The following is a 15390-nucleotide window of genomic DNA, read 5'->3' as shown; positions in this document are numbered from 1 at the left end:
CTACCGGGCCGAGCGCCCGGGCGCACGAACGCTGGTCAATTAGGGCGATAGCTGTTCGTAGGATGGGTGGAGCCTAAGCGATACCCATGCTGTTGGTGCACTGATCGATGGGTATCGCTGCGCTCCACGCCATCCTACGGCGCAGGCGCATGTCGCCGTGCCAGCAGCCCTCCAATCAGGCCGCTCAGGCAACCTGCAATCAGCCCGCCTACATGAGCGCCGTTGGCAATGGAGCCGAAGCCGAGCAGGTCGATCACACCCGACAGGCACACCAGCAGCCAGATCAGCATCATCGCCACCACGCCCCTGGGCAGGTTGTAGGCCGGCGTCGGCGCCATGCGCTGGAAGATCCAGCAGTGGCCGAGCAGGCCGTAAAGCACGCCGGACAAGCCGCCGAACAGGCTCGGGCCGCTGACGCCGTACTGCACGACGTTGGAGATGAGGCCGAAGCCCAGGCTCAGGCCCAGCAGCAACCAGGGCCCCTGGCGGTACTCGATGCGCCGGCCCAGCTCCCAGTACCACATGGCGTTCATCGCCAGGTGCAGCCAGCCGAAGTGGATCAGCATGGGGGTGAACAGGCGCCACCACTGCCCCTGCGCCAGCGAATCGGACAGCGGGTAGAACAGCGCGCGATCCTCGCCGACCATCTGGAAGTTCTGGAAGGTGAACCAGCGCAGCGTCTCCGGGGAAGTACCGAGCAAGGTCACGGCGGCCACCACGAAGGTCACCAGCAGCACCGCCGCGGTCATGCGGCTCATCTTCAGTTGCTGGACGAACCCTGGCCCGCGGCGCTGCGGCTCGGCCTGCACGGTGAACTCCGGATCACCCTGCGGATAGCGCTCGTACAGGCTGCGAACCTGCTCGGCCAATTGCGCGTTGGGCACCCAGAGCACCTGTTCGCCGGACTCCTCGCTGACCCGGAACGGCACATTCAGCCGGCGCAACAGGCCGACGAACGCCCCCAGATCGACCGCCGAAGGCAGCCGCATCGCTTCGATAGCGCTCACTCTTCGCCCTCCGGACGCTTCACATCCACCCACACGAACTTGTTGCGGTCCAGCCGCGTTTCCTCGTCCAGCCGATAGGCCGCGAGCTTGCCGTACATCACCGCGCTGTAGTCCAGGCAGGCCAGGTTCGGGCGGATCGGCGCCGGCGTGCCACGCCGCCAGTAGTGGCCGACGAACAGCAGTGGCTCATCCGCACCGTAGGTCAGCAGGCGCGACTTCTGCTCTTCGCTCAGACGTTCGCTGGCCACTTCGTCGGGCAGCGCGTCGGGCTGGAACACGATGTCGCCGTAAGTTTCCGGCGCACGGTCTTCTTCCCAGAACTTGGTGCGGAAAAACGCGCGGGTAAAACCATCGCTGCCGGTCAGGGTCAGGCCGTTGGGCAGGCGCATGTCCGTGCCGCGCAGCAGGCGGTCGCAGGCCTGCTGGGCGAAACTGCCCGGCTCGGCGGTGGCCATCAGGAAGGCCTCGTCGATGCGCCCGTCCGGGAACTGCCGGCGCAGGGCGTCGATCACGCCATGGTCCCAGCAGGCGTGGACCATGCGGAAACGCCCGGCATCAAGGAACAACGGCATCTCCTGGAACCAGCCGAGGAAGTCGCGCCAGTCCGCCGGGTGGCCTTCGAACTGCTCCAGCGTCTCGCGAATCAGCCGGGCGTGGCGCGGCGTGTGCTCGCGCACATACTGGCGGCCACTGCCCGGCGCGGCGGGCATGGACCAGCCGAGGGCGTTGAACTCATGGTTGCCCATGATGCACAACGCTTCGCCGCCGGCGACCATGTCGTGCACCCGGTGCAGCGCCTCGCGAATACGCGGACCACGGTCGATGATGTCGCCTAGGAACAGCGCCTGGCGCCGCGCATGTCGCCACACGCCGCCCTGCAGACGGTAGCCGAGGCGCTCCAGCAGGTGGTCGAGGGTATGCGCGCAGCCGTGGATATCGCCGATCAGGTCGTAGCCGCGTGCGGGGTCGAGTTCCATCACTCGCTGCTCCCGAGGCGGCTGCCCCAGCCCAGCTTGGTCCGGCAGACCTCGTAGTAATTGTGGTCGATGGGATGGATCAGGCGCAGCTTCTGCGGCTTCTTGCTCACCGTGACGGTGTCGCCCGGCGCGCAGGTGAAGTGGTTCTGGCCGTCGCAGGAGACCTGCGGGTAGATCTGCATGTTCGGCGAGACGACGATCTTCAGCTCACTGTTGCCGTCGACCACGATGGGCCGGCTGGAGAGCATGTGCGGGTACATCGGCACGACCACGATGGCATCCAGCTTGGGATGCATGATCGGCCCGCCGGCGGACAGCGCGTATGCAGTGGAGCCGGTCGGGGTGGCGACGATCAGACCGTCGGCCTTCTGGCTGCAGACGAACTGGCCGTCGATGTACAGCTCGAACTCGATCATCCGCGTGGACTTGCCAGGGTGCAGCACTACGTCATTCAGCGCATCGCCCTGACCGATGGATTCGCCATGCCGGCGCACCAGGGCATCGAGCAGGAAACGGCTCTCGACGATGTACTGGCCGCCAAGCACCTCGGCGACTTTCGTCTCCAGCTCGTCGGGGCGGATATCGGTGAGGAAGCCCAGGCTGCCACGGTTGATCCCCAGTACCGGCACCTTGTGCCGCGCCAGGGCGCGTGCGGCGCCGAGCATGCTGCCGTCGCCACCGACGACGATCACCAGATCGCAGATCTCGCCCATGATCTTTCGTGAGCAGGTCTGCAGGCCATGGCCCGGCAGGACCTCGGCAATGGTGTCCTCGAGGATCACATGCAGGTGGCGCTCGGTGAGGAATTTCTTCAGCCGACGGATGGTTTCCAGGACCTGGTTGCTACCCAGGCGGCCGATAATGCCGATATTGCGAAAGGGTTCCATGGGACTCCGGACGGCGTTGCGCTACTCGAATGGCGGAATTATGGGCGAAACGCGGAAGCAGCGGCAAACGCCAGCGTGGCCGCTGCGCCGGCATACCGGCTAGGCTTCAGGCATGACCGACTTCACCGCCCTGCTCGACGAGCTGCTCATCGACCTGCGCCAGCCGCAGGTCCGCGATCTCGCCTGGACGCTGCTCTCCCCGCCGCTGCTGCAGCCCGGCAGTCCCGCGCTGCGCCACCCGCTGGCTGCCAGCCGCTGGTATTCGCGGCCCGCGCTGCTGGCGGACTGGCTGCGCAGCCAGGAGCAAGCGCCCGGCGAATTGCTCGCGCAGCTCGAATCCGCGCCGCACCAGCGCCTGGGCCGCTACTACGAACGCCTCTGGCAATATGCCCTGGAACACGCACCAGACCTGCGCCTGCTGGCCGCCAACCTGCCGGTGCGCGATAACGGCCAGACACTCGGTGAGCTGGACCTGCTGCTGCAAGACGACGACGGCCTGCATCACCTGGAACTGGCGATCAAGCTCTACCTCGGCCCCAGCGACGACGGCCCCGACTCCTGGCTCGGGCCGGGCGCCGAGGACCATCTGCTGCGCAAGATCGAGCACTTCTACCAGCATCAGCTGCCGCTCTCCTCCACCGCCGAGGGGCTGGCCGTGGTACGCGAATACAGCGACGCGGCGCCATCACCCGGCCTGTGGCTCGGCGGTTACCTGTTCTACTCCTGGCCGACGCCCTGCCCGCCCCCCGCGGGGGCCAGCGACAACCACCAGCGCGGCCGCTGGCTGCACCGGCGTGCCTGGCCGGCCTACCACGCACAGCACCCGCAGGGTTGGCAGGCGCTGTCGCGCAAGGGCTGGCTATCTCCGGCCGCCGAAGATGAATGCTGGAGCACAGAGCGCTTCAGCACCTGGCTGGCCGAGCTACCGGAAGACGGTTTCCCGCAGATGCTGGTACGCCTGGAGCAACGGCACGGTCGCTGGCGCGAGCAGGAACGCCTGTTCCTGGTGGGCGACCGCTGGCCGCGGGTGCACAGTGGCTATTCGCGCTGAGCAGCCAGCGCTATCAATTCCTCCTCCAGCGCTCGCCGCCCCTGCAGACCGCCACTGTGGATCGCGACGATGCGAGCGCCGCGCTCGATGCGCCCTTCTGCGACCTCATCGCGCAACGCCAGCAACAGCTTGCCGGTGTACAGCGGTTCCAGCGGTACGCCGCACTCGGCCTCGGTCGCCAGAATGAAGCGCGCCAGCGTCGGGTCGATCCGCGCAAAACCACCACGACTGGCGTCGACCAGACGGTAGCCGGCATCGGGCACACCGCCTGCCCTCAACAGCTCAGGCACCTGCGTTTCGACGCCATGCCCCGGCGGCACCGCCAGGGCACCGACCACGCAATGCTTGCCCTGCTCGCCGAGCACCAGGCCGGCCAGGGTCGTGCCGGTGCCGCAGGCCACCCAGAGCTGCTGATAGTCGTCCCAGCCGAGAGCATCGAGCTGCTGGCGAACCTGCGCGACCAGGGGCGCACAGCCTTGCGCACCGGCGAGGCCGCCACCGCCCTCGGCCACCGCCAGCAAATGTGGGTAGCGCTCGCGCCAGGGTGTCCAGAAACCAGCGTCGTGACGCCGGCGATAGCCGCCGTAGCCGAGCCAGTGGAGCTCCATGCCAAGCTGGCGCAGATCGGCCACCGTCGGGTTGTCCTGCTCGTCACCGCGTAGCAACCCGACGGTCTCGAAGCCAAAGCGCGCGCCAGCCGCTGCCACCGCATGCAGGTGGTTGGAATGGGCGCCACCCAGGGTCATCACGCCACTCAGGCCGAGATCGGCCGCCTGCTGGAGGTAAGGCGCGAGCTTGAACCATTTGTTGCCGGAGACCAGCTCATCGACAAGGTCCAGGCGCAACAACGCCAGCTCGACGCCAGCGCGGTCGAGCCAATCCAGATGGATGCGTTGCAGGGGGGCATCAGGGCGCCAGCCGGGGAACCGCAAGGCGCCCCGTTCAGCCGCTGGTGACGCTGCGCAGCCGGCCGGCAGTCTTGTGTCGGGAGCAGCAATTGCTGTCGCCTTCGACGAAGCGGCCGGGAGTTTCCACGCGATCGATGGGCATGGCGCAACGCTCGCCGTTGGACAGCCGTCCTTCACAGGCGGGTTGCTGGTAATGGGCGAGCCAGCTGCGGTACTGGTCTTCGGCGACGAAGCACTTGGCGGCGGCGTAAGCCATGGGATTTTCCTGGTAACGGGCGACATCCTGCAGCGACAGGGTCAAATGACCGGCGCCGGGATGGTACACCACGAAGATCACCCCCATGCCCGCCAAGCGCTCCAGCACCGAGCCATCCGCCGCCTTGGCCGACAGGGCGTCGAGCTCCAGGCGCAGGCCTTCGGCGCCCTGCTGCAGTTGTGCGGCTATCTGGCGCAGCTGGGCGGTTTCCTCGCGCAGTTGCTCGGCCTCCTGGCGCAGTTGCTGGTTCTCCTGCTGCAACTGCTGGTCCAGCTCATTGCGGTAGCCCAGCTCGACGTCGCGGACGGAAATCTGCTCCTTGTAGCGAGCCTCCAGACTGGCCATGCGAGTGCGTGACTCTTCCTCGATCTGCTGACGCAGCTGTTCCAGCTCGTCGCGGCCGCTCTGTTCGATATGCCGCAACTGCGCCGTCAATTCCTCACGACCACGCTGGAAGCCATTGGCCTGGCCGTCCAGTTCACGGCGCAAGCCGGCGTTGATTTCTTCCTCACGCTTGAGGCCTTCACGCACGGCAGCCAGTTCGGCCTGCAGTACCTTGACCTGCTCCTGCGCGCCGAGCTTCAGGCGGCTGAGCTCCTGCTCATGCTGCTGGCTGATCTGCGACAGGCGAGCCTCATGCTGGCCGAGCAGTTCGGCGGTCTTCTGCTGGTGTTCCTCGAGCATCGCGCGGGCCAGCTTCTCGGCCTCCTCGCGAGATTCCTCGGTCGGTGCGTACCACTGATGCTCGTCGGCCATCTGCAGGCGCGCCAGCTCCACGGCGGCAGGCTCTTCCTCCACCAGCACGCCGAGGTTGTTGCGCTTGACCGCCTCGCGCAGTTGCACCAGATGGTTCTGAGCGGCATCCAGGCTCGGGTCCCACAGGTGCATCTGGTGCCAGGACACCGGGCACTGGCTGCGGCAGGCCAGGCGAATGGGGCCTGCGCCCATGTCGGGGCCGCGTCCGGCGCGGTCGGCGAGATTGCGCAGCGGCAGGTTCCAGCCGCGGTCGGCTTCGCCCTTCTCGTCGAAGTCGAGATAGAAGAACACCACGGCCTTGACCAGCAGGCGCGGGTTGATCAGCACATAGGCAAGCTGCATCTGCTGATCGGCGTATTCCGACATCTGCACGACGTTGTCGAGCAGCGCCTCGAATTCGGGGTAGAGCATTTCCCTGCAGACGCCACGGTCATTGAAGAAGACCACGGCTTCCACCATTTGAGGCTTCTTCTGCATGCTCATCGATTGACCTCTGGGCTGGTGCGGGAGGAAGTCTGAAAAAAGGGTCTGTCAGAAATGCAGCACCCAGACAGCGGGAAAATCCCGACATCCGAGCAAGTCTAGGGGAATTAATGTCGCAGGCAATGTGACTGGGTTGGCACCCGACCCGGCGGTCAGGCCGGGCGGTTAACTGGCTGGATAATTCTGTGACGCGGTTGGATTTTCGGGGCGATATCCGGGCCCGGAAGGGAACTTTTCCGGGCCCGGTTTTGCGACTCAAGTCTCAGCCGACTGAGCGTTCAGCAGAATCAGAGCTCGGCAGCGAGGCGCGAGCCCTGGTTGATGGCGCGCTTGGCATCCAGCTCGGCAGCCACGTCGGCGCCGCCGATCAGGTGCACGTTCTGGCCGGCAGCGACCAGCCCCTCATGCAGCTCGCGCAGGGGGTCCTGGCCGGCACAGACGACCACGGTGTCCACCGGCAGCACCTGCGGTTCGCCGCCGGCGATGCTGATGTGCAGGCCGTCGTTGTCGACCTTGAGGTACTCGACACTGTTGAGCATCTGCACCTGCTTGTTCTTCAGCCCGGCGCGATGGATCCAGCCGGTGGTCTTGCCCAGGCCGTCGCCGACCTTGGACTTCTTGCGCTGCAGCAGGAACACCTGGCGCGCCGCCGCGTGCGGGTGCGCCTGGATACCGGCGATGCCGCCACGGGCTTCCAGGTTCTCGTCGATACCCCATTCCTGCCAGAAGGCATGGCGGTCCAGGCTGGTGGATTCGCCGGCATGGGTGATGTATTCGGAGACGTCGAAACCGATGCCGCCAGCGCCGATCACGGCGGCAGTCTTGCCGACCGGTTTGCGTTCGAGGATGGCATCCAGGTAGCTGATCACCTTGGCGTTGTCGATGCCCGGGATCGCCGGGGTGCGCGGCACGATGCCGGTGGCCAGGATGATCTCGTCGAAGCCGCCCTTGACCAGGTCATCGACGCTGACGCGGGTATTCAGGCGCAGGTCGACCCCGGTGGTTTCCACCTTGCGCTTGAAGTAGCGCAGGGTCTCGTAGAACTCTTCCTTGCCGGGTACACGCTTGGCGACGTTGAACTGCCCACCAATCTCGCCGGCGGCGTCGAACAGGGTCACCTCATGGCCACGCTCGGCCGCCACGGTGGCAGCAGACAGGCCCGCCGGGCCGGCGCCGACCACGGCGACCTTCTTCACGTGCGTGGTCGGGATGTAGTTCAGCTCGGTCTCGTGGCAGGCACGCGGGTTGACCAGGCAGCTGGTGAGCTTGCCACCGAAGGTGTGATCCAGGCAGGCCTGGTTGCAGCCGATGCAGGTGTTGATCTCGTCGCTGCGGCCTTCGGCGGCCTTGTTGACGAAGTCCGGGTCGGCGAGGAACGGACGGGCCATGGAGACCATGTCGGCGTCGCCCTCGGCCAGCACCTGTTCGGCCACTTCCGGGGTGTTGATGCGGTTGGTGGTGATCAGCGGGATTCCGATCTCGCCGCGCAGCTTGGCGGTGACCTTGGTGAAGGCCGCGCGCGGCACCTTGGTGGCGATGGTCGGGATACGCGCTTCGTGCCAGCCGATACCGGTGTTGATGATGGTCGCGCCGGCCTGCTCGATGGCCTTGGCCAGCAGGACGATCTCGTCCCAGGTGCTGCCACCTTCCACCAGGTCGAGCATCGACAGGCGATAGATGATGATGAAGTTCGGGCCTACGGCCTCACGCACGCGGCGGACGATCTCCACCGGCAGGCGCATGCGGTTCTCGTAGCTACCACCCCAACGGTCGGTGCGGTGGTTGGTGTGGGCGGCGAGGAACTGGTTGATGAAGTAGCCTTCCGAACCCATGATCTCGACGCCGTCGTAGCCGGCCACCTGGGCCAGGCTCGAGCAATTGACGAAGTCGGCGATCTGCTTCTCGATGCCCTCTTCATCCAGCTCGCGCGGTTTGAACGGGTTGATCGGCGCCTGGATGGCGCTGGGCGCGACGGACTTGGGGCTGTAGGCGTAGCGGCCGGCGTGGAGGATCTGCATGCAGATCTTGCCGCCCGCCTCGTGCACCGCCTGGGTGACGATCTTGTGCTTCTCGGCTTCTTCCGGGGTGCTCAGCTTGGCCGCGCCGGAATACACACCGCCTTCCTCGTTCGGGCCGATGCCGCCAGTGACCATCAGGCCAACGCCGCCGCGAGCGCGCTCGGCGAAGTAGGCCGCCATGCGCTCGAAGCCCTGCGGCTTCTCTTCCAGGCCGGTGTGCATGGAGCCCATCAGGGTGCGGTTGCGCAGGGTGGTGAAGCCCAGGTCCAGCGGTGCGAGCAGGTGCGGGTAAGTGGCGGTCATGTTTCCTCCGGCATTCACGATGATGCCGCCCCCTCAGCCGGCGGCCGTGGAACGGCAAGGCATGGGGAGCGGTCGGTATGGGGCAGACTCTAAGGAGCGCACCCTCGCCGCTCAATGATCGAAAATGACAAGTTACTGACCAAAGATGACACGCCGTCTTGGCAACACCCGGCCCAACCCCTACCCTGTGGTGCATCCCATGAGTACCTGTCCTTTATGCGCAAGCTGATCTTCCTCGTCCTGGTGATCCTCTTCGCCGGCTATGCCGGCTGGGCCGAGCGTCGCCCGGTGGGCCACTACCTGTCCGACCTGCGCAGCCAGGTCTCGCTCAACCAGGGCCAACCGTCCGAGCGCGGCAACCTGCTGGGCGTGCAGCCCGAGCTCTATACCCAGGACTACCAGAGCGTCGAGCGCCTGCGCCTGAAATTCCGCGCCTACCTGGCCAAGGCCCGCGACGAAGGGCTGATCAACCCGCGCACCGTGGTGGTCTTCCCCGAGCACATCGGCACCTGGCTGGTGGCCGCGGGCGAGAAGCCCGAGGTCTACCAGACCGAGCACATCGCCGAGGCCATGGAATGGATGGCCGCCAGCAACCCGCTGAAACTGGCACGCGGCTGGCTCGGCGCCAAGGGCGAGGACCGCATGGCCGACGCCCTGTTCCGCATGAAGGCAGTGGACATGGCCCACGACTACCAGACGCTGTTCGGCGGGCTGGCCAGGGAATTCGGCGTGACCATCGTCGCCGGCTCCATCGTGCTGCCCAACCCGCGCATCGTCGAAGGGCAGATCCGCACAGGCAACGGTCGCCTCTACAACGTTACTCAGGTCTTTGGCAGCGACGGCCTGCCGCTGGGCAAGCCGCAGCGCAAGCTGTTCCCCATCGACGACGAGAAAGGCTTCACCCGTGGCGGCGACCCGGATGACCTGCAGGTCCTGCAGACCCCGGCCGGACGCCTGGGCGTGCTGGTCTGCGCCGACAGCTGGTACCCGGTGAGCTACCAGGCTCTGGCCGCGAACAAGCCCGACATCATCGCAGTCCCGGCCTTCCTTACCGGCAACGGCAACTGGAACAAGCCGTGGAAAGGCTATAACGGCGGCGCGACGCCGGACGACGTGCGCATCAAGCCGGGCGAACTCACCGAAGGCGAAGCCTGGGAGCGCCTGGCCCTGGCCGGCCGCCTGGGTGAAAGCGGCGCCCATGCCGGCATCACCGTATTCATGCGTGGCCACCTATGGGACCTGGGCAGCGACGGCCGCAGCCTGGTGGTCAGCGGCGGCAGCCACACCCTGGCGCCCGAAGGCCCCGGCGCGCGCCTGATCAACCTCTGGCTATGAACCGCCCAACCATGCGCCTCGGCGACCTGTCAGTGGGTTTTGTCCACAGCCTCGCCGATGCGCTGGAAGAAAGCGGCGTCGCCGCGCACCCCCTGCTTCAACAATACGGGCTGGACGCCGCACGCCTGGGCGAACCCGGCGCGCGTCTCTCCATTCCTCGCTACATGCGCCTGGGCCATGCGGCCATCCAGCAGAGCGGCGACCCCGCCCTGGGACTGCGCATGGGCCAGTTGAGCCGACCGAGCCAGAGTGGCCTGGCCGGCGTGACCGCCGCGCAGGCACCGAACCTGCGCGCCGCCGCTCGTGCACTGATCCGCTTCGAGCCGCTGTACGCACAGAACTACCGCGGGCAGAGCAGCTTCATCGAGGACGCCAGTGGCGCCTGGCTGCGCTTCTACTCCATCAGCCCGTACAACGCCTACAACCGCTTTGTCGTGGACTCTGTGCTGGCTGGCTGGGTCAGCATGCTCGGCAGCATCGGCGCACAGCCGCTGCGCCCGGAGAAGATCGAGATCGAATACCCGGCGCCGGCCTGGGCATCACGCTTCGAGGAGATGCTCGGCTGCCCGGTGGAATTCGGTGCCGAGCACAACCAGTTGCGCCTGGACCAGTCGGCCCTGGCGCGCGGCAATCCGGACCACTGTCCGAGCACCTGGCGGCAATTGCTGGATATCTGCGAGAAGGAACTGGAGCAACTGACCCGCACACGCAGCCTGCGCGAGCGTGTCGCCCAGTTGCTGGGCCCGATGCTCAACGGCCGCGAGCCGGACCTGGAGGAAGTCGCCGCCCGCCTCAAGCTGCCAACCTGGACACTGCGCCGCAAGCTGGCGGAGGAAGGCACGCAGTTCCGCAGCATCCTCAACGACACCCGCCGCGACCTGGCGATGATCTACATCCGCGACACCGACCTGGCCTTCGGCGAGATCGCCTATCTGCTCGGTTTCGCCTCCGCTGAGGCGTTCCAGCGCGCCTTCAAGCGCTGGAGCGGGCAGACGCCCGGGGAATTCCGCCGCGCCCAGCGCCACAGCGCCTGATCACATCTCCGTGGCGTCGTCGGCCGGCTCCGGCAGATCCTGTTCCACGGCGTGCAGTTCGAGCAGCTCTTCCTGATAGTCGTCCATTGGCTTTCTCCTGACCGTTCGATCCGGTTTTAGCAAAGACCATGGGAAAAAAGCTAGACGCTGAAAGTGAACGACCTGTGACAGCGTCTTACAGAACAGCACCAGGAATTTTCGGACGGAAACGAAAAAGCCCCCAGGTATCGCTACCTGAGGGCTTTCGAATATGGCGCAGCGGACGGGACTCGAACCCGCGACCCCCGGCGTGACAGGCCGGTATTCTAACCGACTGAACTACCGCTGCGTGTCGGTTGGACTTTCGTCCGGTACAGCAACCTCCTTGCGCCTGGAGTGAATCACTCGACAAGCTGGTTCGGGGTAGGAACCAAGGAGGGGGAAATGGCGCAGCGGACGGGACTCGAACCCGCGACCCCCGGCGTGACAGGCCGGTATTCTAACCGACTGAACTACCGCTGCGCGTAACTGCGAGAGTGGTGGGTGATGACGGGATCGAACCGCCGACCCTCTGCTTGTAAGGCAGATGCTCTCCCGGCTGAGCTAATCACCCTTCGTCTCGAAGTGGGGCGCATTCTACAGCCGGCGAATCCTAAGTCAATGCCCTGATTGAAATTTTTTTCATTTCCCGCAAAAAAAGTTCGGTGTGCGGTCAGCGACCTCGGTGCAGCTCGCGAACAGCCCACCCCCGGAGTCGGAGAGCCACAAAAGAAAAAGGGCGACCCGCGGGCCGCCCTCCTCTTCCACGCTCGACTCTCAGTCGAGGTAGATCATCTTGCGCGTCATGCCGCCATCGATCACCAGCTCCTGGCCGGTGACGAAGCCGGCGCCGTCGCCGATCAGCCAGGATACCGCTGCTGCGACGTCCTCCACCGTACCAACGCGACCGACCAGGTGCTGGTCATGATCCAGCTCGGTCAGCGGCTCGGCCTCGCGCTCGCGCAGGTCACGGGCATCAATCCAGCCGGGAGAAATCGCGTTGACGCGGATATCCGGCCCCAGGCTGCCGGCCAGGGCATGGGTCAGCGACAGCAAGCCGCCCTTGCTCGCTGCGTAAGCTTCGGAGTTCGGCTCGGACTGGTGCGCACGGGTCGAAGCAATGTTGACGATTGCACCGCTGTGCGCACGCAGGTACGGCGCACAGTGCTTGGCCAGCAACATCGGCCCGGTGAGGTTCACCGCCAGGGTGCGGTTCCACTCGTTCAGCCCGAGGCTCTCCAGGGCGGTGTTGTGCGGCCTGGCGATGGCCGCATTGCTCACCAACGCGTCCAGGCGGCCGAACTGACCGATCAGCTCGGCAACGGCCGCGGCAACCTGCCCCTCATTGGCTACATCCAGCGCGATGAAGCTGGCACGCTCGCCCAGCGCCGCAGCCACCTTCGGGCCACGCTCGCGGTCGATGTCCGCCAGCACCACCTGCCAGCCCTCGGCGACCAGCCAGGCGCTGATGCCCAGACCAATGCCGTGCGCCGCCCCGGTTACCAGGACGACGCGGCCGTTGCCAAGGATGTCCGCCATGCTCACAGCGCAGCCAGGCCTCGCGCCAGGTCGGCCTTGATGTCGTCGACATCCTCCAGGCCCACGGCGACGCGGATCAGGTTGTCACGGATACCGGCGTTCTCGCGCTCGGCCGGCGACAGGCGACCGTGGGAGGTCGTAGCCGGGTGGGCGATGGTGGTCTTGGTGTCACCCAGGTTGGTGGTGATGGAGATCATCCGGGTGGCATCGATGCAGCGCCACGCCGCGTCCTTGCCGCCCTTCACCTCGAAGCTCACCACCGCGCCGAAGCCCTTCTGCTGACGCTTGGCCAGTTCGTGCTGCGGATGACTGGGCAGCCCGGAGTAGTAGACGCGCTCGACGCCCGACTGTTGCTCCAGCCATTCAGCGACTTGCTGGGCCGAGGCACTGTGGGCCTGCATGCGCACGCGCAGGGTTTCCAGGCCCTTGATGAAGATCCAGGCGTTGAACGGGCTGAGGGTCGGACCGGCGGTGCGCAGGAAGCCGACGACGGGCTCCATCTGCGCGCGGCGACCCGCCACCACGCCGCCCATGGTGCGACCCTGGCCGTCGATGTACTTGGTCGCCGAATGGATCACCACATCCGCACCCAACTTCAGCGGCTGCTGCAATGCCGGGGTGCAGAAGCAGTTGTCCACGGCGAGCAGCGCGCCCTTGGCATGGGCGATCTCGGCCAGCGCGGCGATATCCACCAGCTCGGCCAAGGGGTTGGACGGCGATTCGACGAAGAACAGCTTGGTGTTCGGCTTGCACGCCGCCTCCCAGGCTTTCAGGTCGCTCAGCGGCGGATAGTCCACCTCGATACCGAAACGCTTGAAATACTTCTCGAACAGGCTGATGGTCGAGCCGAACACGCTGCGCGAGACCAGCACGTGGTCACCAGCGCTGCACAGACTCATCACCAGGGACAGGATGGCCGACATGCCGGTGGAGGTAGCCACCGCCTGCTCGGCGCCTTCCAGCGCAGCGATGCGCTCCTCGAAGGTGCGCACCGTGGGGTTGGTGTAGCGCGAATAGACGTTGCCCGGCACTTCACCGGCGAAACGTGCAGCCGCGTCGGCGGCGCTACGGAACACGTAGCTGGAAGTGGTGAACAGGCCTTCGCCGTGCTCGCCTTCCGGGGTGCGGCGCTGGCCGGCGCGCACCGCCAGGGTGTCGAAACCGACGCCCTCGAGGTCGCTGTCCAGCCGGCCGGCTTCCCAATCCTGAGCCATGCCCTGCTCTCCCTATTCGTTTCTAGATCAGTCGTTATACAGATCGATGATGGCGCTGACGGCGGCGACCTTGGTCTTGGTCGCATCGTTGCGCGCCTGCTCGATCTTGTTCAGATAGGCCTCGTCGACGTCGCCGGTGACGTACTCGCCATTGAACACGGCACAGTCGAAGTGCTCGATCTTGATCTTGCCGCCCTCGGTGGATTCGATCAGGTCCTGCAGGTCCTGATACACCAGCCAATCGGCGCCGATCAGCTCGCCGACTTCCTCGGTGCTGCGGTTGTGCGCGATCAGCTCGTGGGCGCTCGGCATGTCGATGCCGTAGACGTTGGGGTAGCGTACGGCGGGAGCGGCGGAGCAGAAGTAGACGTTCTTCGCGCCGGCCTCGCGGGCCATCTGGATGATCTGCTTGCAGGTGGTGCCGCGCACGATGGAGTCGTCCACCAGCATCACGTTCTTGCCGCGGAATTCCAGCTCGATGGCGTTGAGCTTCTGGCGCACCGATTTCTTGCGCGCGGCCTGGCCGGGCATGATGAAGGTACGGCCGATGTAGCGGTTCTTCACGAAGCCTTCGCGGAACTTCACGCCCAGGCGGTTGGCCAGTTCCAGCGCGGCGGTGCGGCTGGTGTCCGGGATCGGGATGACCACGTCGATGTCGTGGTCCGGACGCTCGCGGAGGATCTTGTCGGCCAGCTTCTCGCCCATGCGCAGGCGGGCCTTGTAGACCGAGATGCCATCGATGATGGAGTCCGGACGCGCCAGGTAGACGTGCTCGAAGATGCACGGCGAGTACTGCGGGTTGGCCGCGCACTGGCGGGTATAGAGCTTGCCTTCCTCGGTGATGTACACCGCTTCGCCCGGCGCGAGATCGCGAATCAGGGTGAAGCCGAGGACGTCCAGCGCCACGCTTTCCGAGGCAATCATGTATTCCACGCCGTTCTCGGTGTGACGCTGGCCGAAGACGATCGGGCGGATCGCATGGGGATCGCGGAAACCGACGATACCGTGACCGGTGATCATCGCCACCACGGCATAGCCGCCGACACAACGGGCATGCACGCCGGCAACGGCGGCGAACACGTCTTCCTCGGTGGGCTGCAGCTTGTTGCGCACCGCCAGCTCATGGGCGAACACGTTGAGCAGCACTTCCGAGTCGGAGTTGGTGTTCACGTGGCGCAGGTCGGACTCGTAGATTTCCTTGGCCAACTGCTCGACGTTGGTCAGGTTGCCGTTGTGCGCCAGGGTGATGCCATACGGCGAGTTGACGTAGAACGGCTGGGCCTCGGCGGAACTGGAGCTGCCCGCAGTGGGGTAGCGCACGTGGCCGATGCCGATCTTGCCGACCAGGCGCTGCATGTGACGCTGCTGGAAGACGTCACGGACCAGGCCGTTGTCCTTGCGCAGGTACAGACGGTCGTCCTGACAGGTGACGATCCCCGCAGCGTCCTGGCCACGATGCTGGAGAACGGTGAGGGCGTCATACAGCGCCTGATTGACGTTCGACTTGCCCACGATACCGACGATGCCACACATGCGACGCAACCCCTAGTTGGTGTTCAGGCTAAAACAATTCCGTATTCGGCAGTATCCACCGGACCTGCCAT

The 15390-nt window shown here is 65.8% G+C and carries 13 protein-coding genes and 3 tRNA genes; 3 read left to right on the top strand and 13 right to left on the bottom strand.

Annotated elements, in window-relative coordinates:
* Positions 1–134: 134 nt before the first annotated feature.
* Genes L6D89_RS01840 through L6D89_RS01830 form a run of 3 tightly spaced genes read right to left on the bottom strand, consistent with a single transcriptional unit; the run spans position 135 to position 2871 of the window.
* A complete protein-coding gene (locus L6D89_RS01840) occupies positions 135–1007 on the bottom strand; it encodes a rhomboid family intramembrane serine protease (protein WP_236198567.1) in 873 nt (290 codons plus the stop codon).
* On the bottom strand, positions 1004–1984 hold the full coding sequence (locus tag L6D89_RS01835) for a metallophosphoesterase (RefSeq protein ID WP_236198566.1): 981 nt from the start codon (positions 1982–1984) through the stop codon (positions 1004–1006). The genes L6D89_RS01840 and L6D89_RS01835 overlap by 4 nt, the downstream gene beginning before the upstream one ends.
* A complete protein-coding gene (locus tag L6D89_RS01830; protein ID WP_236170963.1) occupies positions 1984–2871 on the bottom strand; it encodes an NAD(+) kinase in 888 nt (295 codons plus the stop codon). The genes L6D89_RS01835 and L6D89_RS01830 overlap by 1 nt, the downstream gene beginning before the upstream one ends.
* Positions 2872–2983: 112 nt before the next feature.
* Here L6D89_RS01830 and L6D89_RS01825 point away from each other — a divergent pair, with 112 nt between their 5' ends.
* Positions 2984–3922, top strand: coding sequence for a DUF1853 family protein (locus L6D89_RS01825; RefSeq protein ID WP_236198565.1), 939 nt, complete (start codon positions 2984–2986; stop codon positions 3920–3922).
* Here L6D89_RS01825 and L6D89_RS01820 read toward each other — a convergent pair.
* The 3 genes from L6D89_RS01820 to L6D89_RS01810 form a co-directional block, all read right to left on the bottom strand.
* Positions 3910–4821 carry a 1-aminocyclopropane-1-carboxylate deaminase/D-cysteine desulfhydrase gene (locus L6D89_RS01820; RefSeq protein ID WP_236198856.1) on the bottom strand — a complete coding sequence of 304 codons (912 nt, stop codon included), beginning with the start codon at positions 4819–4821 and terminating at the stop codon, positions 3910–3912. The two genes, L6D89_RS01825 and L6D89_RS01820, sit on opposite strands and share 13 nt — an antisense overlap.
* A gap of 43 nt (positions 4822–4864) precedes the next feature.
* On the bottom strand, positions 4865–6325 hold the full coding sequence (locus tag L6D89_RS01815) for a coiled-coil domain-containing protein (RefSeq protein WP_236170966.1): 1461 nt from the start codon (positions 6323–6325) through the stop codon (positions 4865–4867).
* Between the two features lie 287 nt (positions 6326–6612).
* On the bottom strand, positions 6613–8646 hold the full coding sequence (locus L6D89_RS01810; RefSeq protein WP_236198564.1) for an NADPH-dependent 2,4-dienoyl-CoA reductase: 2034 nt from the start codon (positions 8644–8646) through the stop codon (positions 6613–6615).
* A gap of 216 nt (positions 8647–8862) precedes the next feature.
* Here L6D89_RS01810 and L6D89_RS01805 point away from each other — a divergent pair, with 216 nt between their 5' ends.
* On the top strand, positions 8863–9981 hold the full coding sequence (locus tag L6D89_RS01805) for a carbon-nitrogen hydrolase family protein (protein ID WP_236198563.1): 1119 nt from the start codon (positions 8863–8865) through the stop codon (positions 9979–9981).
* A complete protein-coding gene (locus L6D89_RS01800; RefSeq protein ID WP_236198562.1) occupies positions 9978–11015 on the top strand; it encodes an AraC family transcriptional regulator in 1038 nt (345 codons plus the stop codon). The genes L6D89_RS01805 and L6D89_RS01800 overlap by 4 nt, the downstream gene beginning before the upstream one ends.
* Here the strand turns inward: L6D89_RS01800 and L6D89_RS01795 are convergent, their stop codons facing one another.
* The 7 genes from L6D89_RS01795 to purF all read right to left on the bottom strand — a co-directional run bounded on the left by L6D89_RS01795 (position 11016) and on the right by purF (position 15319).
* Positions 11016–11204, bottom strand: a complete 189-nt coding sequence (locus L6D89_RS01795; protein ID WP_236198561.1) for a hypothetical protein — start codon at positions 11202–11204, stop codon at positions 11016–11018.
* 62 nt (positions 11205–11266) lie between these two features.
* Positions 11267–11343, bottom strand: a tRNA-Asp gene (locus L6D89_RS01790).
* A 96-nt stretch (positions 11344–11439) separates the two neighbouring features.
* Positions 11440–11516 (bottom strand) — tRNA-Asp (locus L6D89_RS01785).
* Positions 11517–11531: 15 nt separating this feature from the next.
* Positions 11532–11607: transfer RNA gene (locus tag L6D89_RS01780), tRNA-Val, on the bottom strand.
* Between the two features lie 203 nt (positions 11608–11810).
* Positions 11811–12572 (bottom strand): SDR family oxidoreductase, encoded by a 762-nt coding sequence (locus L6D89_RS01775; protein ID WP_373874920.1) that lies wholly within the window; start codon positions 12570–12572, stop codon positions 11811–11813.
* Positions 12573–12574: 2 nt separating this feature from the next.
* A complete protein-coding gene (locus L6D89_RS01770; RefSeq protein WP_236198559.1) occupies positions 12575–13786 on the bottom strand; it encodes an O-succinylhomoserine sulfhydrylase in 1212 nt (403 codons plus the stop codon).
* Between the two features lie 27 nt (positions 13787–13813).
* Positions 13814–15319, bottom strand: coding sequence for an amidophosphoribosyltransferase (purF, locus tag L6D89_RS01765; protein ID WP_236170971.1), 1506 nt, complete (start codon positions 15317–15319; stop codon positions 13814–13816).
* Positions 15320–15390 lie beyond the last annotated feature (71 nt).

The organism is Pseudomonas pseudonitroreducens (genome assembly GCF_021603645.1).
Classification (GTDB): domain Bacteria; phylum Pseudomonadota; class Gammaproteobacteria; order Pseudomonadales; family Pseudomonadaceae; genus Pseudomonas; species Pseudomonas pseudonitroreducens.
This window is presented reverse-complemented; position numbering and strand designations above follow the sequence as displayed.